Below are 19,564 nucleotides of genomic sequence, written 5' to 3'. Positions count from 1 at the left end.
TCGGCCGCGTGTATTACTCCCCCAGATTCTCCACTTTGTGAGATCGCTATGAGTCGCCTGAACCGGGTTTCATGGACGGAGTTCGTCAAGCACACTTTTAGCCCGGCTCGCAGGCCCCGCCTCACGCGATCGCGGTTGGTACTCGAGAACCTCGACGACCGCATCGTCCCCACGCTCAACCTCACGGCCGTTCCCGGGGCCCCCGACACCGCGACGGGCCTCGGGCTGTCCGGCTCGCTGCGCTACTGCATTCAGGCGGGCAACGCGAGTTCCGACAACGAAATCGTCATCACGATGAAGAGCGGGACGGTCTACGCCCTGACCGCTTCGAACGGGACCGTCGGGGTCGGCCAGCAGGAGAACGGCAACGTCGTCGGCGACCTGGACATCCAGGACACCGGAAAGGTGGCCGGGATCAAGACGTACCGGTTCGTCGGGAACGGCGCGACCATCGAGCAACAGGCGCTCGACCGGATCTTCCAGATCCTCGGCAACGACGTGTTCGTCGAGTTCAACAACGTCACATTCACCGGCGGTCTGGCCCGCGACGACGGCACGGCGGTTCTACCGGACACGGTGGACGCGAAGGGTGGCGCGATCCTGAACTCGGGCGGCGCGAACCTGGCCTTCATCGGCTGCAAGTTCACGGGCAACGTCGCCCGGGGGGCCGACGGCCAGAACGGCGGGAACGGGGCGCTCGGGGGCGACGGGCCGGCCGGATTCGACGGGTTCGACGCGAACAACGGCGGCACGGGTGGCATCGGCTTCGACGGCTTCGACGGCGGCAACGGTGGCAACGGTCGGGACGGGACCAATGCCGCCAATGCATTCGGCGGGGCCATCTACACAGTTGGCGGCACAATTACGCTCACCGATACCGAGTTCCGTACCAATTCGGCGCTCGGCGGGGAAGGTGGGGACGGCGGTGACGGCGGTGACGGCGGTGACGGCGGCAACGGCGGCGAGGGCGGCACGGGTGGGGACGGGACCGCCGGATCGCCGCAGGGCGGTGACGGCGGTGACGGCGGTGACGGCGGGTTCGGCGGGTTCGGCGGTGACGGCGGGAACGGCGGCAAGGCCGGCAACGCCTTCGGCGGGGCCATCTACGCTACAGCGGGCAAGTTCATTCTCGCGGGAGCCACGGCGTTCGTCTCGAATCGCGCGGTCGGCGGAGTCGGCGGGTTCGGCGGGGACGGCGGGGACGGCGGGGACGCCGGGGACGCCGGCCAGGGCGGGGCGGGCGGAGACGGCAACGGCAATGGGGACGGCGGGGACGGCGGGGACGGCGGGGACGGCGGGTTCGGCGGGGACGGCGGCAACGGCGGCGTCGCATCGGACTCGGGACAGGCCGCCGGCGGAGCGGTCTACATCGTGACCGGGTCGATCGACCTCCGGTTCCCGGCCCTCATCAACTCGAACGTCGCCATCGCCGGCGACGGCGGGGACGGTGGCAACGGCGGGTCCGCCGGGGTGTTCGGCAGCGGGGCGCCGCAGGGCGGCTCCGGTAAAGGGGCGGGGACTGGGAACAACGGGTTTGCCGGGTTCCCCGGGCTCGACGGGTTCAGTGGCACCACCGGCATCGGGGCGGACGGCGGCGACGGCGCGAACGCGAAGGGTGGCGGGATCTACATCGCCTCGGGCGACGTGGTCCTCACCGATAACGCGAGCATGCGGTCGAACTCGGCCCTCGGCGGCGACGGCGGCGACGGCGGGTCGGGCGGCTTCAAGCACCTGGTCCTCGCGGCCGGCGGCAACGCCGACCTCGCGATGGGCGGGGCCATCTACAGCGCGTCCGGGAACGTCACGATTTCCAACAACGTGATCATCGACGGGAACGTGGCCTCCGGCGGCAACGGGGGCACCGGCGGCACGTCCGGGCTCGGGGGGTTGGGCGCGGGCGGCGCGGTGTACGCCGCCAAGGGCAACGTCTCCCTCGACGCCCAGGCCAAGCTCACCAGCAACAAGGCACTCGGGGGCGGCGGAGGCACGTTCATCTCCGGGTCGGACGCGGACGCGTCGCTGGGCGGGGCGATCTACGTCCAGGTCGGCAACGTGACGATCGACGGCGGCAGCCAGGTCGAGGGGAACGCGGCCAGCGGGACGGCCGCGACCGGCCCCCGCTCCGGGCGGGCCGGCGGGGGCGGCGTGTACATCGACACGGGCAACCTGCTCGTCGACAATGGCTCGTCGCTCAGCAAGAACGTCGCGTCGGCCCCCGGGGCGGCCCTCGCGTCCCAGGCCAAGGGCGGCGGGGGGTACGTCCGCAACGGCGCGATCGTGATCGACAACGGCTCCGACGTGAACTCGAACTCCGCCGTCGCCGGGGACGCGGGGGCCACCGACGGGGCGGACGTGTTCGGCGGGGGCCTCTTCGCCGGGGCCGGGGCCGTCCGGATCGACCACGGCTCCTCGGTCAGCAGCAACGTGGCCCAGGCCGGGCAGGGGAACGGCGGCAACGGCGGCAACGGGTTCGGCGGCGGCGCCCACGTGGCCAACGGCGGCCTGACGGTCGACAACTCCAGCCTCGTCAACGGGAACAAGGTGATCGCCGGGGTCGGCGGGTTCAACCTCGGGGGCGACGGCGGTGACGCGCAGGGCGGCGGCCTGTGGGTGGCCGGTGGGGCCGTGACCGTCGGCAACGGCGTGGAGGTCAACAGCAACGTCCTGTCCGCCGGCGACGGCGGCAACGGCCCGAGCACACTGGCGCCCAATCAGCCGGGGGGCAACGGGGGCAACGGCGGGTCGGCCCAGGGCGTGGGCCTGTGGGTCGGCACCGGCAGCGTCGCCGTCGACGGGACGGTATCGTTCAGCCGCGGCCGCGGGCTCGCCGGCTCGGGCGCCGAGGGCGGCGCGGGCGGGGTCGGCGGGGTGCTCCTGATGGGCGGCGACGGCGGCGACGGCGGCGTCGGCGGCAGCGTGCTCGGCCTGGGCATCTACGCGAACTCCGCCACCGTGTCGCTCGACGGGAACGTCGCGCTGACTGGGAACACGGGGGTCGGCGGGATGGGCGGGAACGCCGGGGCCGGCGGCCAGGGCGGGGGCGGCAACGGCGACGGCGGGATCGGTGGGGACGGCGGCCGGGTCGCCGGCGGCGGCCTGTACGCCGGGAGCGGCAACGTGTCCATCGCCAACACGCTGATCCGCAACAACACGTTCGGCGGCGGCGGCGGCGGCCGCGGTGGCACCGGCGGCACCCAGGGCACGTTCGCGGCCCAGGGCCTGACGGGGCTCGGCGGCCGCGGCGGCGACGGCGGCGACCTGCTCGGCGGCGGCGTGTACGTCGGCACCGGCAGCCTGACCCTGGACACCGTCAACGTGTTCGGCAACGCGATGGGCGGCACCGGCCTCCTGCGGCCCGACGGCGGCATCGGCGGCAGCGCCCCGGTCGGGACCGGGGGGGGCGGCGGCAACGGCGGCGACCTCCGCGGCATCGGCATCTACGTCGGGGCCGGGTCACCGAGCGTCGTCATCCGCAACAGCTCGGTCACCAACAACGGCCTGGACCTCACGTTCCCGGTGGCCGGCAACGGCCAGCTCGGGGGGGCGGGCGGCCCGGGGAAGAGCGGGGCGCCGGGCCTGGGCGGCGACGCCCAGGGCGGCGGCCTCTACAGCGCCGCGGGGGTCACCACGATCAGCAACTCGACCTTCGGGGCCAACTTCATCGGGGCCGGCGGGCGGAGCGGGGCGTTCAGCGTGGGCGGCACCGGGTCGAAGAACGGCAGCGGCCAGGGCGGCGGCATCTTCATCGCCGGCGGCGCCGCGACGCTCCACAACTCGACGGTCGTCGAGAACCAGACGAAGAACAGCGGCGGCGGCGTCTACAGCGGCGGCGCCCTCGAGATCGTCAGCAGCATCGTGGGCCTGAACAACACGATCGCCGGGTACAACGACGCCGTCGCCGGCCGGGACGTGTTCGGCACCGGCACCGTCGCCAGCGGCAGCGCGAACCTGTTCTCGACCCCGGTCAACGGCACCACCCCGGACAACGTGACGTCGTTCAGCTTCCTCAACGGCGCCACGAACGTCGTGTACGGGCTGCTCACTGGCGGCCCGACCGGGACCGACTACTACCCGGTCGTGACCGGCAGCCGGGCGCTCAACGCCGGGGCCAACCCGGACAACCTCCTGAGCGACCAGATCGGCAACCCCCGGGGCGCGAACGGCGGGGTCACCATCGGGGCCGTCCAGACCGAGGTGCCGATCGGCGGCGGCGGTACCCCGGCCCCGGGCGGCGGGACCGGGGGCGGGGGCGGCGGCGGGGGCGGCGGGGGCGGCACCGGCGGCGACACCCAGGCGCCGTCCACCCCGCTGAACCTGAGGGCGTTCGGCGCGACCGGGACCACCGTCGGCCTGAGCTGGACCGCGTCCACCGACAACACCGGCGTGGCCTTCTACGCCGTGTACGCGAGCGCAGCCGGCGGGCCGTTCGTGCTCATCGGCACGCCGACCGGCCCCGCGTTCACCGCGAGCGGTCTGACGCCGAGCACGCAGTACGCGTTCCAGGTCGTCGCCAAGGACGCTGCGGGGAACACCTCGCCCCGCTCCAACACCGCGACGGCCACCACGACCGCGGGCGGCGGCGGGACCGGGTCCGGCGGCGGCACCAACGGCGGGGGCGGCATCCCGTACATTGCCGCGTCCACCGGCAACGGCACGGTCCGGGTCATGGACCCGACGACGAACATCACGTACCGCACGTTCCAGCCGTTCGGCCCGGGGTACACCAAGCTCGTCAACGTCGCGCTGGGCGACATCAACAACGACGGGTTCGACGACATCATCGTGGCCGCCAACGGCGCGCTGAAGGGCCGCGTCAAGGTGTACGACGGGAAGCTGGCCGTCACCCTCGACCCGGCGGTGAGCTTCAACAACGTCGCGGCCAACCCGGGCATCCTGCTGTACACCGTCGACCCGTTCGAGCCGGGCTTCAACGGCGGGGCGAACCAGTACAACGCCGGCGTCACCGTGGCCTCGGGCGACGTGAACGGGGACGGCATCGACGACATCGTCTGTGGCACCGTCACCGGGGTCGGCCGGATCGTGGCGATCAGCGGGGGGGGCGCCCGCCAGCAGATCGGCGCCACCCTGCTGCCGTTCGGCGGGGGGTTCATCGGCGGGGTCCAGGTCGCGGTCGGGAACCTCAACGGCACCGGCCCGTCCGAGATCGTCGCCGCGACCACGGCCAACAAGGCCCGCGTCAAGGCGTTCACCCTCTCGGGCAGCGCGTTCGTGCAGTCGCTCGCGACGTTCTCGCCGTTCCCGAACAGCCCCAACGGGGTCCGCGTGGCGACCCTCAGCGTGGACGGCACCGGCCCGGACGAGCTGGCCGTGGGCTACCTCGACCCGTCGGGGAACGTGACCGTGAAGGTGTTCTCCGGGGCCGGCGTCGAGCAGGCCGCGTACGCCGCCGGGGTCGGGGCCAAGGCGATCGCCCTCGCCGGGTTCGACGGCAACGGCGACGGTGTGAACGACCTGATGGTCGGGGCGGTCCCGCTCTCGGGGGTGACCGCCGGGGTGGACCAGGTCAACATCCTCACGCCGCTGACCGGGATGAAGGTCAGCGGGTTCGACGCGTTCGCACTCCTGACCGGGAACGTGTCGCTCGGCGGCGTGTGACGCGGGGGCGGCGGGCCGGGGCACCGCCCCCGGCCCGCCCCGGCCCTCAATCGGTCAATTCAACTTGCCCCCCGCCCCGGCCCGCTTACGATCAACTACACTCACTCGCGCTGGTGACCCCAGCGGGACGGGCCCGACGCCCGTTCCCTTTTCCGTTTGCAATTCCCCCGGTTCGCCGCCGGGCACCGGAGCCGACATGCACGCGTTCAACGACGCCGTCAACCTGCACAAGCAGAACAAGCTCGACGAGGCCGAGCTGATCTACCGCCAGATCCTCGACGAGAACCCGAACCACTCCGACGCCATGCACCTGCTCGGCGTGGTCGCGCACCAGCGGGGCCAGTTCGGCCGGGCCGTTACCCTCATCAAGCGGGCCGTCGCGCTCGCCCCGGACGCCGGCACGTACTACTGCAACCTGGCCGAGGCGTGCCGGATGTCCGGCGACGGCAAGGGCTCGCTGGAGGCCGCCCGCCGGGCCGTGTCCCTGGTCCCGCACAACCCGGACGCCCACAACCACCTCGGGCTCGCGCTCCAGACCCTCGGCCAGTACGACGCCGCGGTCGCCGCGTTCAAGGAGGCCATCGACCTCCGGCCCGGGTTCGCCCTCGCGTTCAACAACCTGGGCGGCGTGTACCGCGAGCTGGAGAAGCCCGACGAGGCGCTGGCCGCGTACAGCGAGGCCGTGCGGCTGGCCCCGCAACTGCCCCTGGCCCTGAGCAACCTCGGCCAGGCGCTGCTCGAGAAGGGGGAGAAGGACGAGGCCGAGAAGTACTGCAAGGACGCGGTCCGCATGTCCCCGGCGTTCCCCGAGGGGCTGAGCAACCTCGGCAACGTGCTCCGGGCCAAGGACAACCTCAGGGACGCCAAGGACTGCTACCGGATCGCGCTGAAGATGCGGCCCAACGTGGCCATGATCCACGGGAACCTCGGCCAGGCGCTCCAGCAGGAGGGGAACCTCGACGAGGCCATCAAGTGCTACCAGCAGGCCGCGGCGCTCGACTCGAAGTCGTCGCGGTTCGTCACGTACCTCGCCAGTGCCTTCGCCGAGAAGGAGAACTACGCCGAGGCCGCCGCGCAGTACCGCCGCGCCCTGGAGCTGAAGCCCGACTACGCCGAGGCCCACAACGGGCTCGGGTCCGTGCTCCACGAGCAGGGCGACTTCAAGGGGGCCATCGCCAGCTTCGAGGAGGCGCTGCGGATCAAGCCCGACTTCGCCGACGCGTACTCGAACCTGGGCGGCGCGTTCGCCGAACTCGGCGACATGGAGCGGGCCAACCACTACTACCGCGAGGCCATCCGCCACGACCCCGAGTACGTCGGCGCGCTGTCGGTCCTGGCCACCCACGAGCGGGACAAGATGCCCGAGGAGGACATCGCCCGGATGCAGGAGTTCCTCGCCCGCGAGCACCTCACCGACTGGAAGCGGTCCACCCTGCACCACGGCCTGGCCCACTACTACGACGCCAAGAAGGACTACGCGGCCGCCGCCGACCACGCCGCCAAGGGCAACGCGCTGCGCCGGGAGATCTGGACCCGCCAGGGCAAGGCGTACTCGGCCGACGACCACACCGGGTTCATCTCGTTCCTCATGAAGCAGTTCACCCCGGACTACTTCTCGCGGGTCAAGGGCTGGGGGCTGGACACCGAGGTGCCGGTGTTCGTCGTCGGCATGCCCCGGTCCGGGACCACGCTCCTCGAGCAGATCCTCGGGAGCCACCCGAAGGTGTTCGGGGCCGGCGAGTTGGCCATCGCCAAGGACACGTTCGACCAGCTCCCGAAGTGGATGAACAAGCAGGTCGCGCCGGGCCTGTGCCTGCCGGAGATCACCGAGGAGATCGTCAAGACGGCCGGCAACGCGCACCTGGCGCGGCTCCAGCCCCACGCCCCGGACGCCGAGCGGATCGTCGACAAGATGCCCGACAACTACATGTGGCTCGGGTTCCTCGCCACCATCTTCCCGAAGGCGAAGTTCATCTACTCGAAGCGGGACCTGCACGACGTCGCCGTGTCGTGCTGGGTCACCAACTTCAAGCAGATCCGCTGGGCCTCGGACCAGACCGAGGTCGCCAACCGGATCCGCAACCACGTGCGGATCATGGACCACTGGCGGAAGGTGCTCCCGGTGCCGCTGCTGGAGGTCGAGTACGAGCAGACGGTCGAGGACCTGGAGGCCGTGGCCCGGAAGATGATCGACTTCGTCGGCCTGGAGTGGGACCCGGCGTGCCTGGCGTTCCACGAGAGCAAGCGGGCCGTGCGGACCGCGAGCCTCAGCCAGGTCCGCCAGCCCGTGTACAAGCGGTCGGTGCAGCGGTGGAAGAACTACTCCGAGGCGCTCAAGCCGCTGTTCGACATCATCGACGCCTGATCCCGCACCCGGCGGCGACAGCCGATCGTGCGGCGGACCCGTGGTTTCGTCCCGGGTCCGCCACCCGTCCGCGATGAACTCCAACTTCGCCAAATCATCATAATTCTTGCGGACAAAATTGTATTAGATTGACTCAAGTCATCTCTCAGTCCGTGATTGCGCCCATTCTGCCAGAATTCAGATCGTTCGTTCTCACACGATAAACTGCACCGCCCGTCGGTTCCGTCTGGCATGAAGATTCCGATTATGCGGAACTTACCTTGACCCGATGCTGTCGGATGAACAGGATTGTCGTGACATGGCACTAACGTTTTGGCTTTACCCCAACTCGCATCACACGGACGCCGCCCCATGCTCGCAAGGCTCATCGCTCGCCTCCGCCGCGGAACAGTCGCGCCCCCTTTGAGCGTCGGCCACTGCGATGGCTGCCCCTGGGAGTCGAGGCGCTGGAGGACCGCACTGTTCCCGCGGCGATCCCGCTGACCGGCCCGAACGGCGGCCTGTGGGTGAAAATCGACACGCTCACCGTCGCCACCCGCACCAACCCGACCGCAGCAACCGGCGTGACATCGAACGTGGTGCTCGACGCCGGCGTGAACTACCTCGCGGGGGCCTCGGGCACGGCCCGCATCGCCAACGACGCGACCGGCTTCACCGACGCCGAGTTCATCCGGTACAACAGGGCCGGTGGCCCGCAGGACGGGTCGAGCCCCGGGTACGCCTGGAACAACCACGGGGTCCGGCTGTCGGGCGTGTCGGGCGGGGACACCGGGGGCAACTTCTGGGGCGGGTACCAGCCCGACCACGTGTACCCCGTCCTCGTCGCCGGCCAGGGCACGAAGGTCACCGGCTACTACAGCGACATCCCCGGGTACTACGGCGACAACTCCGGCACCCTCCAGGTCGACCTCTACGCCGAGGTGCCAACCGTGTCGGTTGCCTGGGCGGCAGATGCCACCGAAGGTGGGTTGTCGGGCGAGTTTCGGTTCACGCGTACCGGAGACCTGTCCCGCCCTCTGACTGTGTACTACTCCCCCGATGAGGTTGCAGACAACGCAGCGACACCGGGAATCGACTACGCCGAACTCGACGGCACTGTCACGTTCGAGCCAGCATCAGCGACGGCGAGTCTGTTCGTGACCGCGCTCGAAGACGCCGAGCCAGAATCGCCAGAGGGTGTGACGATCTGGATCGCGTCCGACCCGGCATACAGCATCACGGGCTACGGCATCGCAACCCTTGATGTGGTGGACAGCACCCCGCCATCACCAGATTTGCCCGAAGTGTCCGTTACTTCGACGGGTACGGCGACCGAGGGCGGAGCGGATGGTGCGTTCCGGTTTAGCCGCACCGGCGACGTGAGCCAATCCCTGACGGTCGCGTATCAGGTTGGCGGCACCGCCCAGGCCGGAGACGTTCAAGGACTGGGTGGGCTCGTGACATTTGACGCGGGGCGCAGCACGGCACGGGTCACGGTCGGGGCAATCGACGACACCGAAGTCGAAGCGACGGAAGCGGTCGAGCTAACGGTGTTGCCGGGCATCGCCTACAACCGTGGCACGGCGGCCAGTGCCACCTTACCAGTTGCAGACAACGATAAGCCCCTTCCTGCGGACCTGGTCATCACGTCTGTGAATTGGGTGAACAACACGAACGAGCGGCTGGGCAACATCCCGCTGGACGCGAATCCGAATGCAGGCGGCGGCCTCCGCATCTTCGCCGAGAAGGCCGCGCCAACAGATTGGACCGCCCGCCGTTTCTTGAATGTCGAGGTTCAACTCTCCTCGAAAATTGAGAAAGTTCCGGTTTACCTCCGGATGTATGACGTGGACGACCCGTCCTCGAATCAAGCCCCGGTGGACGACGAGAAACTGAAAGCCGACAACCGAACGGGTCGGGACGTCGCGAAGATTGTTGACGCCACCGATCGCGACATCCCAGTCGCGTTCACGAACAAGGACGGTGTGGCGTTTTTTCCACTCCTTCAGGTTTCCACGCAGCCGGGGAACAACTACCGCGTGGCGGCGTCGATCCACCCGGGCGGAGCGGGGCTCCTTGGAACCTATGCGAGACAGAACGACGGGGACAAGGCTCGGTTAGAGGACGCCAACGGGGTGGTTCGCCCAACCACGGGTGAGAAGCTCGTCGCATCACCGATGCTGACCGTTTGGCGGCACCTGCACGTCGAGCGCGATCACATGGATAAGCCGCGCATGGGAGAACTCTTCTCGGATTCCAATCCGCCCCCAATGAACGGGGAGCAAGGTTATGACGACATCAATCCGAACGGACCGATCCCCGACGCGGGAATCGATCTTATGGTCTCCAGTTATCGGCCAGCATACATCGAAGTGGTGGATGATCTACAGTCACTGAATCTCAAAACGGTGATTCCTTTTGTCCACAATATCGGTGTGGAAAGTGTTCAACCTCTCGCGAATTTGTTTCGCGATGTGCCTTCGACTGGGCACTTTTGGGTGCTGCAAATTGCCTCGATGTATGAGCTCAATGAGGGATTAGATAATGATCCAATCCCTGGAAATGATAATCCCCCGAACGCAATTCTCGGGCTGACCCCTGGCGGAAAGGTTGATCCGCTTAAGGCGACTCGGGGGCCAAACGCAATTTTCACTGAAACAATCCGCGATGTCGCTGCAACTAATCGAAATCTCCAAGTGGGCTTTGAAGAGGCTGTTTTGAGAATTGTTCTCCACGAGTCACTTCACAGTTTTAATTTGGTCCATGGTACTCCTCCGGGTGATGAGGGGCCGCTAAGTGCAACCTTGTTATTTGACCGAGAACGCACAGCGGCTGATCTCACGCCGGCTCTTCTCGATTGGGTGCGCTCGACTAAACTAACACAGTAACGCAAGGGAATGGCTATGTGTGTGTTGATATTCATGTTGATGCCGTTGCTGTGTGTTGGCAACTGTGAGCCACAGAAAGCGGTCGACCCGTTTTCAGCCGGTCCGAGTATTTCACTTATCTGCATAGTCAGGTCATCGTCGGTCCTGGTTGATGACCCGATTATGTTTAAGGCAGTGCTCCGAAACGCGAGCGGAAAGGGTGCTGCAGTTACTGGGTCGTTTCAGTCCTTTACATCGGGCGTCCGGGTCGAGGTATGCCCACCCCAGGGGCAGCGGTTCGGTCGCACCCTCGCGCTCGACGAAGGGCGATTTTGCGGGATTGAATCACCGTGGACGCTTCGGGACGGGGCGGCGGCGGTTTGCTATTCACAGGTGTTCCGAAGCCCTGTCCAGGGAGCTGATGTGATCGCGTTCTCATCAGCCGGGGAGTGGCGACTTCGGGTGCTCGCGACGGTCGCCGGCAACGAAATCGCATCGCCGCCCGTCACCGTGAAAGTGTCGGACCGGTCCCGAAAGTCGCAACAAGAGCTCCTCGACGCGGAAAACGAACTCGACCGGTGCTTTCGCTCGGGCAGCCTCGCGCCCTCAACCGACTTGGCAAAGGCCATCGAATTGGGCGAATTATTTGGTTTGTCTGAAATCGGGCTCGCGGTCCGGGAGGTGCAACTCCTCGCGGCCTTGGAGAACGCCACCGCCGCCAAGGCCCGCGATGCGATCGTCTCGGATGTCCAGAAGCACCGCGTCAACTTGCAGCCGATCGCCCGCGAGTTCTTCGACCTCCAAACAGCCGCCGTGTTCCTTCGACGGAAAGAGTACGACGAAGCACGCAAGCTACTTGAGGGATCGCCGAAGAGTGAAGTGTGCGACCAGCGGCAGTTACTTCTGATGCGCTTGGCGAGCGAGACGCGGAAGTTGGCACGGACTCCGAGTCCGTAATGGAGATACCGATGAGGTTAGCGGGATGCGTGGTGATCGCATTTGTGATACTTAGTTCGGAGCATTCCCTCATCGCGCAGCCCCCCGAAGTGACCGACATCGACATCGACGAGGCCCGGGTTCGAGCGATATTGAAGCGGTACTCCCAATCGCAGTTGTTGCCGGCACGGAAGCTGAGGGAGATTAGCCGGCCCATTCTCGAGATGGGGGAGAAGGTCTTTCCCGTCTTCGAGGCCATCCTGGACGACCCTAAGTCGGACCCCAGCCACGCTCGGGCGGCGCTCCAACTGTTGATCGGCATGGAGGACACGGACCGGAAGCGGTTCGTCGATCGGGCGGTAAAGTGCCTGGCCCGCGACGAGGAGATGGTCCGGCTCAAGGCCCTGCACCTGCTCGGTCGCATCGGATCAGCGGCCGACACCGCCCCACTGTATGCGCTCTTCGCCGACAAACTGCTCCAGCGCGAAGCAGTCAGAACGATCGTCGAGATCGGTGGCAAGCGCGACCTTGCGACGCTGAGCGTGTGGCTCCGGGCGAACAAGGGTGGCACCGACGAGGAGCAGCGGTTCCGCTCGTACGTCGAGGACGGCCGCGACGACCTGGAGGAGCGGCTCACCGGCAACCGCCCGGCCCCGAGAATCAAGTAGGCCCGCCCTTGATTGCTGGTAAAAATTGACGCCCCGGAACGCGGGTTCCGGGGCATCGGTTCACTTCTGCGGGGGCGTCGCGTCACCCCTGGTGCTGGGTGATGAGGCGGCCGAGTTCCTCGGGCGAGATCACGCCGACCTCCTGGTGGACCGGGGTGTCGCCGCCCTTGAAGAACAGGATGCGGGGGATCGTCATCACGTCGTACTTCACCGCGATGTTCGGGTTCTCGTCCACGTTCAGCTTGCCCACCTTCACCTTCCCGGCGAACTGGTCCGCGACCTTGTCGATCGTCGGCGACAGCGCCCGGCACGGCCCGCACCACGGGGCCCAGAAGTCGGCGACGACCAGCGTGCCGCTGCTGATGTGTTCGTTCCAGTTGCTCTCGGTCAGTTGAATCACGTTCGGGCTGGCCATGGTCAGGTCCTTGGCAAAGGAGTAACGGCGACCGCGGGCTGCGGGCGATTTCTTCGAGACATTGTACGCACGGGAGAATACCGCACACAGGGCGCGCGGCTTACGGACGCGCGGAGGGCGGGCTCGGGGCCGGCAAAGTCGGGCACGGGCACGGGCACCGGCGGGAACGGCGAAGTCGGGGGCCGCACCCGTTGCCACTCGCGCGAACCGCTCCTAATAATGGTGTGTCCTTGGCGTGCCGCCGGCTGGCCCTGTCGTCTAGTGGCCTAGGACACTGCCCTTTCAAGGCAGGAACCGGGGTTCGAATCCCCGCAGGGTCACTCGTCTCGAGTGCGGAATGCGGAGTGCGGAACGCGGAGTGAAGCCGGGTCTTCATTCCGCACTCCGGACCCCGCATTCCGCGCTTTCAGGGGTTCCCCCGATGAACAACATCCCGTGGTGGGGCTACGTCATCCTGGCCGGGCTCGCCTGGGGCACCTACGTCCCCATCATCTTCTACGGCGGCACCGAACTCACCACCCGGCCCGGCACCATCGGCGGGCGGCTCGCGTCGATCCTGTGCGTCGGCGTCGCGTACTTCGTCCTCGGCGTCGTGGTCCCGCTCATCCTGATGAGCCTGCGGGACGACGCGAAGCCCGACTGGAAGACGAACGGCCTGGTGTTCAGCGCGCTGGCCGGCGTCGCGGGTGCGGTCGGCGCGATCTGCGTGATCTTCGCCAGCAAGGCCGCCGTGGACACCGCCAAGGGCGAGTTCGAGACCCACGAGGCGGCCCTCGTCGCCCAGATGGACTCCGAGGCCGACCCCGCGAAGAGGGCCGCCACCGAGGCCGAGTTGAAGGAGTTCCGCGGCGACCGGGCGAAGCACTACGCCGCGTACCGCATCCTGATCGCGCCGCTCATCTTCAGCCTCGCCCCGCTCATCAACACGCTGCTCAGCCTGATCTGGCACCCGAAGCCCGGCGACCCGTTCCACTTCGGGTTCGACCTCCCGTCGTGGCACCTCCCGGTGGGAATCGTGCTGGTCGCGGTGGGGACGTTCCTGGTGCTGTACTCGAAGGAGGCGGCCGAGGCGAACAAGGCGGCGGCCCCGAAGCCGAGCGCCGCGGCGCCGACCCCCGCAGTCCCGAAGGCGTGACGCCATGGGCCCCGAGGAAGCGGTCGGCCGGTTGAACACCATCCTGGCGCACGCCTGGATGGTCCGCACGTTCCTCAAGCACGCCGACGAGGTGCAGGCCGACGAGGGGATGCTCGACGTGCCGCGGACGCTGTACGACAGCATCCGGGCCGTCGAACCGGCCCACCAGCGCGGCGACCTGGGCGAGTACCTGCGCCGGCTCAAGGGGAAGCTGCCGAAGCTCCGCCGGGCGGCCGACCACTTCGCCGCGCACTTCCGGGAGTTCTCCCCGCACACCAACTTCGAGATGGCGTCCGCGTCGCTGCTCGGCATCGTGAAGTCGATGGAAGAGGTGTTCGCGGCGGTGAACTGGGACGAGGTGCGCGCGCTACCGCGGCCCGCGACGCCGGAAGCGGACCCGCTCGACGACATCGAGATCCCCGAGGTTTAGGCGGCCCGCCGCACCCGGTCCGCCGCACCGGTTCTACCAGTTCTCCGCGTTCGCCCGGTCGGGCCGACTTTGCATTTCGTCGGGAATCGTTGACACCCGGCGGATCTCGCCAAATCATGTGAAGGATCCGGCGAACTTCCCAGAGAGGGCCGCGCGTTCGCGGCCCGTGAACCCCTCCGCTGCCACCTGTTCGGGGGCACCATGGAAACCGCGTTCCTCGTTTGCGCCGCGCTCGGCGGCACCCTGCTCGTGTGCCAGTTCGTCGCGGGGCTCGTCGGGTTCGGTGCGGACCACGATTTCGACGCCGACCACGACCACGACCTCAGTGGCGACGGTGGCGACGACCACGGGAACGGGTTCCTGAGCCTGCTCTCGCTCCGGGCCGGCTCAGCCGCGGTCACGTTCTTCGGGCTCGGCGGGCTGACGGCGATGTATTACGGCGTCGAGGAGCCGGCCGCGTTCGCGGTGGCGCTCGGGTCCGGGGCCGCGGCGCTGTACGCCGTGGGCGTGGCGATGAAGTCGCTGGCCGGCCTGAAGGCCGACGGCACGGCCCGGGTCGAGCGCTCGGTCGGCCGCCCCGGCACCGTGTACCTCCGCGTCCCCGCCGGGAAGACCGGGCCGGGGAAGGTCCACCTGATGTTGCAGAACCGCACCGTCGAGTACCAGGCCGTGACGCACGGGGCCGAGCTGCCGACCGGCACGCCGATCAAGGTCATCGCGGTCGTCGGCCCGGACACGGTCGAGGTCGAGGCCGCCTGACCGAGCACACCACACACACCCGGAGGCCGCACCATGTTCGCGCCCGCGTTGTTCGCCGATACGAAGCCGGTCGCGCACCTCGCGACCGGCGACGTGCCGTGGCCCGTGGTGGCCGCGGTCGCCGCCGCGGTCGTGGGGTTCGGCATCCTCATGCTCGTGGTCAAGCGGTACAAGCGGTGCCCGAGCAACCGCGTCCTGGTCGTGTACGGCAAGACCGGCGGGGGCAACGCCGCGAAGTGCGTCCACGGCGGGGCCGCGTTCGTGTACCCGCTGATCCAGGACTACGCGTACCTGAGCCTCGACCCGATCCAGATCGAGGTGCCGCTCAAGGGCGCGCTGTCCATCGAGAACATCCGGGTGAACGTCCCGAGCGTGTTCACCGTGGCCATCGGGACCGACCCGGAGGTGATGCAGAACGCGGCCATCCGGCTCCTGGGGCTCGACACCGGCGCGATCAAGCAGCAGGCCGGCGACATCATCTTCGGGCAGCTCCGGCAGGTGATCGCGTCCATGCGGATCGAGGAGATCAACCGGGACCGCGACAAGTTCCTGGAGAACATCCAGAAGTCGCTGGAGATGGAGCTGAAGAAGATCGGCCTGGTGCTCATCAACGTGAACATCACCGACATTACCGACGAGAGCGGGTACATCGAGGCGATCGGCCGGAAGGCCGCGGCGGTCGCGATCCAGCAGGCCAAGATCGACGTGGCCGAGCAGGAGAAGAAGGGCCAGATCGGGATCGCCGAGGCCGAGCGGGAGAAGGACATCGCCGTCGCCAACGCGACCAAGCTCCGCGAGATCGGCACCCGCGAGGCGACCCGCGAGCAGGCCATCAAGGTGGCCCAGCTCGACAAGGACCGGACCGTCGGCGAGCAGACCGCCAAGCTGGAGCAGGAGGCGCTGGTCAAGGAGGCGCAGCGGCTCCAGGCGATCCGCGTGGCCGAGCTGGACCGGGACCAGAAGATCGGCGAGCAGCAGGCGGTGTTCGAGCGCGAGGCGCGGATCGCCGAGGCCGACCGGGACAAGCGGGTGCGGCTCGCCGAGGCCAACGCCCGCGCGGTCGGCGGCGAGTCCGCGGCCCAGGCCGACGTGGCCACCGCCCACGCCACCCTCGCGGTGCGGAAGGCCGAGGCGTACCAGCTCGCCGAGACCAAGAAGCGCGAGGCCGAGGCCGCCGTGCTCGAGGCCCAGAACCGGGCGATGGCGAAGGCCGCACTCGCCGACGCCGAGCGGATCGAGGCCGAGAAGCGGGCCGCGCTCGAGGCCCCCGCCAAGGCCGAGAAGGCCAAGATGATCGTGGACGCCGAGGCCGCCGCCGAGCGCACCAAGCTCGAGGCCCAGGCCGAGGCCGCCACCATCTTCGCCCGGCTCGAGGCCGAGGCCCGCGGCCAGTACGAGATCCTCGCCAAGAAGGGCGAGGGGCTCAAGAAGGTGATCGAGGCGTGCGGCGGGGCGCAGCCCGCGTTCCAACTGCTCATGCTCGAGCACCTCGACGCGCTCGCCGCCGCGTCGGCCCAGGCGATCTCGAACATCAAGTTCGACAAGATCGTGGTGTGGGAGGGCGGGGGCTCCGGGGACACGTCGAAGACGGCCGGGTTCCTCCAGGACATGGCCCGGGTGATGCCGCCGATGCTCCAGGTGATGAAGGACGTGGGCGGCGTCGAAATGCCCGAGTACTTCGCCAAGCTCATCGGCGACGCGCCCGCCGCCAAGGAGCCGCCCGCGACCAACGGCAAGCCCGTGTGACTCTTGGCGAGCGGGGCGGCGTGAGCCCCCCGAGTGCTCGTGATTCAAAGACAAAGCAAGACTCGGGGGGCTCACGCCGCCCCGCTCGCCAAATCACCGCCGCCGGGTCCACTCGTCGCGCGAGTACTTCTCCCCCACGAGCCGCGCGACCGCGTCGAGCGGGACCGGCTCGTACCCCCCGGCGGGCTGCCACTCTTCGACCAGCAGGCGCTTCACCTCCGCGATCGCCGCCGGCAGGTTCACCACGAACTCGTCGTGCGCGCGGTCGCGGCGGTACTCGGGCTGGCGCTCGGGCGCGTTCAGGTAGCGGCCGACGAGCGACAGGTCGAACCCGCACAGCAGCGTGCCGTGGTGCAGGAAGTGCCGCCGCTTCCGCTGCTGCGCGTTCCCGGAGAACTTGCGGCCGGCCGCCGCGAGGTCGCTCGTCCCCTCGACGCCCGCGTCCGGGATCACCCCGCCTAGCGCGCGACTGACGCGGCCCAACACGTAGCGGTTCGACGCGCGAATGTCGCTCAGGCCGGGGTTCGCCTCGGTCGAGAGGACGAGGCTGAAGCACAGGCACCGCGGGCCGAGCAGCACGGTGCCGCCGCCGCTCGCCCGCCTCAGAACGGGCACGCCGTCGGCCGCGCACGCCGCAACGTTCACGTCGATCTCGACCGACCCGCCCGAGCCGACGACGACCACGAGAGCCGGGAGCTCCCAGAGCCGCAGCACCTCGCCCGCGTCGCCCCCCTCGGCGGCGAGGAGCAGCGCCTCGTCGAGCGCGAGGTTGTCGGCGGGGGCGGGGAGCGTGAGGTCGAGCAGTCGCATGAACTCAGGGTACGCTGAACGGGACGTGCGGCGACACGCACGGGGAGGCGAGCGGGATGACGGGGTGCGGAACGAGCCCGAGTTGCCGGTCGATGACGCTCAGCGTGGCGTGGAAGAACTCCAGCCCGCCCGCGACCCCGAACAGCGCGAGGTTCAACGAGGTTTGAGCGAACCCGACCGTCGCGTTCCACGCCACGCGGTCGTTCGGTGTGGCGCGGATCTCGAGCCTCACGGGGTGGTAGACGACCGGCTGCCGGCCGCCGACGCCCGACGTGCCGCCGGCGATACCGGTTCCGGGCGCGAACCCGAGCCGGGAGAGGAGCGTGATCGGGATGATGACCTCGTCCGCACCGGTATCGACCAGCGCATCGACGGACAGCAACCGCCCGTTCGGACCGGCCACGAGCATCGGAACGATGGGCCGCGGTTGGTGCCGGAGGGGCACCCTCGTCACGGGGTTCACGAGCGGAGCCTCGTTGAGCGTAAAGATCACGACGGGGCTCCTGGTGCCAGCCAGGTCGGCTCGGGGCTCTTCGGTCGGTCGTGGGTGCCGTCCCACTCGGCCGGCACGAAGCTGATGACGAACTCCGTTCCGATTGGGTACTTCGCGTCGAACGCGTCGATCAGTTCCGGGATGTCGTCCGCGGATGCGAGGATCTCCTTCCCGTCGCCGGCCCACGCCACGAACTTCCCGCGGTACAGCAGGAGCTTCTCGGTGGGATAGGCGTTTCGATTCCGAATGTGTTCGTTCGCGTTCACGGTTCGTCCCCCCGGCGCGTGGCGGCGGCCCCCGGTGAATTGTAAGTTGGACCGGGACCGCACTCAATCACGCACCCTCACCGAGGCTCTCCGATGGCCGCGCCGCGACTCGCGCACAACGTGTTCTTCAAGCTCAAGGACTCCACCCCCGAGGGGGTCGCCGCGCTCGTCGCGGCGTGCAAGAAGTACCTCAACGTCCAGCCCGGGATCGTGTTCTTCGCCGCCGGGCCGCTGTGCGCCGAGCTGGACCGCGAGGTCAACGTCCTCGACTGGGACGTGGCCCTGCACCTCGTGTTCGTCGACAAGGCCGCCCACGACGCCTACCAGACCGACCCGACGCACAACCAGTTCATCGCCGAGAACAAGGCGACGTGGGCGTCGGTCCGCGTGTTCGACTCGCTCGTGTGACCCGAATCGCACTCGCGCCGCGGGCCGGGCGGGCGTAAGATGGGTGTACCGGCCCGAGTGCCGGGCCGCCCCCGCTTCCCGATGAACCGCCATGTCCGAACCGACCCGCCTGGCCCCGCACGACCTCGTCGCGTTCCTGCGCAAGTACCGCCTCACCGGCGGCCGCATCCGCCGGGTCCGCGTCCGCTCCCCGAAGGGGAGGGCGGTGGGGGTCGAGATCCACCTGACCGCCCGCGAGGCCGGCAAGCCGCCGGCCGAGTCGAAACCGGTGCGGCTGGTGCTGCGGCTGGAGGGGGTCGAGGAGTACCGGTTCCAGATGCGGCCCGGCCAGCCCAAGGTGCGGATCGCCGACGCCCGCATCGGCTACCTCAACGGCCTGTTCTTCGTGAACCTCGACGCCTGGGGCCTGGAGCCCGGCGAGCAGCCGAAGCTCCACGACTACCGGGGCAGCGAGGTGTACGCCGGCGGCCGCGAACTGTTCTGGCACGAGGTGCCCCCGAAGGCCCCCCCCGCGACCGCGTAAGCGAGTGCGCCTTTTGATTTGGGCGAGCGGGGGCCGTGCGTCCCCCGGTACAACCGCCTCTCACACTTCACCGGGGGCCTCGTACCGGAAGTGCTGGGTGCGTATGGGTCCGAGCCCGAGCGCCGAGCGAGGGTCCACGTGAACCCTC

At 68.7% G+C, this 19,564-nt stretch carries 15 protein-coding genes and 1 tRNA gene; 12 read left to right on the top strand and 4 right to left on the bottom strand.

Annotated features, from left to right (window positions below; all coding sequences use genetic code 11):
• The first annotated feature begins 135 nt into the window (after nt 1–135).
• The 5 genes from ACTIGN_RS33315 (at nt 136) to ACTIGN_RS33295 (ending at nt 12,431) form a co-directional block, all read left to right on the top strand.
• Complete coding sequence (locus tag ACTIGN_RS33315; protein ID WP_439632131.1) at nt 136–5,616, top strand: beta strand repeat-containing protein; 5,481 nt, start codon at nt 136–138, stop codon at nt 5,614–5,616.
• A 196-nt stretch (nt 5,617–5,812) separates the two neighbouring features.
• On the top strand, nt 5,813–7,981 hold the full coding sequence (locus tag ACTIGN_RS33310) for a tetratricopeptide repeat protein (RefSeq protein ID WP_439632129.1): 2,169 nt from the start codon (nt 5,813–5,815) through the stop codon (nt 7,979–7,981).
• A gap of 506 nt (nt 7,982–8,487) precedes the next feature.
• Nucleotides 8,488–10,848 carry a Calx-beta domain-containing protein gene (locus ACTIGN_RS33305; protein ID WP_439632127.1) on the top strand — a complete coding sequence of 787 codons (2,361 nt, stop codon included), beginning with the start codon at nt 8,488–8,490 and terminating at the stop codon, nt 10,846–10,848.
• Nucleotides 10,849–11,250: 402 nt separating this feature from the next.
• The gene (locus tag ACTIGN_RS33300) at nt 11,251–11,784 is read left to right on the top strand and encodes a hypothetical protein (RefSeq protein ID WP_439632125.1); all 534 of its coding nucleotides are present in this window, start codon (nt 11,251–11,253) and stop codon (nt 11,782–11,784) included.
• An 89-nt stretch (nt 11,785–11,873) separates the two neighbouring features.
• Nucleotides 11,874–12,431: a HEAT repeat domain-containing protein gene (locus ACTIGN_RS33295; protein WP_439632123.1), complete on the top strand. Its 558-nt coding sequence runs from the start codon at nt 11,874–11,876 to the stop codon at nt 12,429–12,431.
• A gap of 82 nt (nt 12,432–12,513) precedes the next feature.
• Here the strand turns inward: ACTIGN_RS33295 and trxA are convergent, their stop codons facing one another.
• Nucleotides 12,514–12,846: a thioredoxin gene (trxA, locus tag ACTIGN_RS33290; RefSeq protein WP_439632121.1), complete on the bottom strand. Its 333-nt coding sequence runs from the start codon at nt 12,844–12,846 to the stop codon at nt 12,514–12,516.
• 247 nt (nt 12,847–13,093) lie between these two features.
• Here trxA and ACTIGN_RS33285 point away from each other — a divergent pair.
• The 5 genes from ACTIGN_RS33285 (at nt 13,094) to ACTIGN_RS33265 (ending at nt 16,916) form a co-directional block, all read left to right on the top strand.
• Nucleotides 13,094–13,166: transfer RNA gene (locus ACTIGN_RS33285), tRNA-Glu, on the top strand.
• 101 nt (nt 13,167–13,267) lie between these two features.
• On the top strand, nt 13,268–13,981 hold the full coding sequence (locus ACTIGN_RS33280; protein ID WP_439632119.1) for a hypothetical protein: 714 nt from the start codon (nt 13,268–13,270) through the stop codon (nt 13,979–13,981).
• Nucleotides 13,982–13,985: 4 nt separating this feature from the next.
• The gene (locus ACTIGN_RS33275) at nt 13,986–14,411 is read left to right on the top strand and encodes a hypothetical protein (protein WP_439632117.1); all 426 of its coding nucleotides are present in this window, start codon (nt 13,986–13,988) and stop codon (nt 14,409–14,411) included.
• A 201-nt stretch (nt 14,412–14,612) separates the two neighbouring features.
• Complete coding sequence (locus tag ACTIGN_RS33270) at nt 14,613–15,170, top strand: hypothetical protein (protein ID WP_439632115.1); 558 nt, start codon at nt 14,613–14,615, stop codon at nt 15,168–15,170.
• Between the two features lie 33 nt (nt 15,171–15,203).
• The gene (locus ACTIGN_RS33265; protein WP_439632113.1) at nt 15,204–16,916 is read left to right on the top strand and encodes a flotillin family protein; all 1,713 of its coding nucleotides are present in this window, start codon (nt 15,204–15,206) and stop codon (nt 16,914–16,916) included.
• Between the two features lie 93 nt (nt 16,917–17,009).
• Here ACTIGN_RS33265 and ACTIGN_RS33260 read toward each other — a convergent pair whose 3' ends face one another.
• Genes ACTIGN_RS33260 through ACTIGN_RS33250 form a run of 3 tightly spaced genes read right to left on the bottom strand, consistent with a single transcriptional unit; the run spans nt 17,010 to nt 18,485 of the window.
• The gene (locus tag ACTIGN_RS33260) at nt 17,010–17,726 is read right to left on the bottom strand and encodes a lipoate--protein ligase family protein (RefSeq protein WP_439632111.1); all 717 of its coding nucleotides are present in this window, start codon (nt 17,724–17,726) and stop codon (nt 17,010–17,012) included.
• 4 nt (nt 17,727–17,730) lie between these two features.
• Nucleotides 17,731–18,219 carry an aspartyl protease family protein gene (locus ACTIGN_RS33255; RefSeq protein ID WP_439632109.1) on the bottom strand — a complete coding sequence of 163 codons (489 nt, stop codon included), beginning with the start codon at nt 18,217–18,219 and terminating at the stop codon, nt 17,731–17,733.
• On the bottom strand, nt 18,216–18,485 hold the full coding sequence (locus ACTIGN_RS33250) for a DUF5678 domain-containing protein (protein ID WP_439632107.1): 270 nt from the start codon (nt 18,483–18,485) through the stop codon (nt 18,216–18,218). The genes ACTIGN_RS33255 and ACTIGN_RS33250 overlap by 4 nt, the downstream gene beginning before the upstream one ends.
• A 93-nt stretch (nt 18,486–18,578) precedes the next feature.
• Here ACTIGN_RS33250 and ACTIGN_RS33245 point away from each other — a divergent pair, with 93 nt between their 5' ends.
• Together ACTIGN_RS33245 and ACTIGN_RS33240 are read left to right on the top strand one after the other, a co-directional pair.
• On the top strand, nt 18,579–18,893 hold the full coding sequence (locus ACTIGN_RS33245; protein ID WP_439632105.1) for a Dabb family protein: 315 nt from the start codon (nt 18,579–18,581) through the stop codon (nt 18,891–18,893).
• A 91-nt stretch (nt 18,894–18,984) separates the two neighbouring features.
• Nucleotides 18,985–19,416 carry a hypothetical protein gene (locus tag ACTIGN_RS33240; RefSeq protein ID WP_439632103.1) on the top strand — a complete coding sequence of 144 codons (432 nt, stop codon included), beginning with the start codon at nt 18,985–18,987 and terminating at the stop codon, nt 19,414–19,416.
• The last annotated feature ends 148 nt before the right edge of the window (nt 19,417–19,564 follow it).

The organism is Gemmata sp., assembly GCF_051859125.1.
In the GTDB taxonomy this organism is placed as follows: Bacteria; Planctomycetota; Planctomycetia; order Gemmatales; family Gemmataceae; genus Gemmata.
The sequence above is the reverse complement of the archived record's forward strand: the minus strand, read 5'-3'. Positions and strand labels throughout refer to the sequence as shown.

What these genes read in the sequence shown, in the direction of transcription:
- ACTIGN_RS33310 (WP_439632129.1), top strand. Translation starts at nt 5,813, where the DNA reads ATGCACGCGTTCAACGACGCCGTCAACCTGCACAAGCAGAACAAGCTC.
- trxA (WP_439632121.1), bottom strand. Translation starts at nt 12,846, where the DNA reads ATGGCCAGCCCGAACGTGATTCAACTGACCGAGAGCAACTGGAACGAA.
- ACTIGN_RS33280 (WP_439632119.1), top strand. Translation starts at nt 13,268, where the DNA reads ATGAACAACATCCCGTGGTGGGGCTACGTCATCCTGGCCGGGCTCGCC.
- ACTIGN_RS33275 (WP_439632117.1), top strand. Translation starts at nt 13,986, where the DNA reads ATGGGCCCCGAGGAAGCGGTCGGCCGGTTGAACACCATCCTGGCGCAC.
- ACTIGN_RS33270 (WP_439632115.1), top strand. Translation starts at nt 14,613, where the DNA reads ATGGAAACCGCGTTCCTCGTTTGCGCCGCGCTCGGCGGCACCCTGCTC.
- ACTIGN_RS33265 (WP_439632113.1), top strand. Translation starts at nt 15,204, where the DNA reads ATGTTCGCGCCCGCGTTGTTCGCCGATACGAAGCCGGTCGCGCACCTC.
- ACTIGN_RS33260 (WP_439632111.1), bottom strand. Translation starts at nt 17,726, where the DNA reads ATGCGACTGCTCGACCTCACGCTCCCCGCCCCCGCCGACAACCTCGCG.
- ACTIGN_RS33245 (WP_439632105.1), top strand. Translation starts at nt 18,579, where the DNA reads ATGGCCGCGCCGCGACTCGCGCACAACGTGTTCTTCAAGCTCAAGGAC.
- ACTIGN_RS33240 (WP_439632103.1), top strand. Translation starts at nt 18,985, where the DNA reads ATGTCCGAACCGACCCGCCTGGCCCCGCACGACCTCGTCGCGTTCCTG.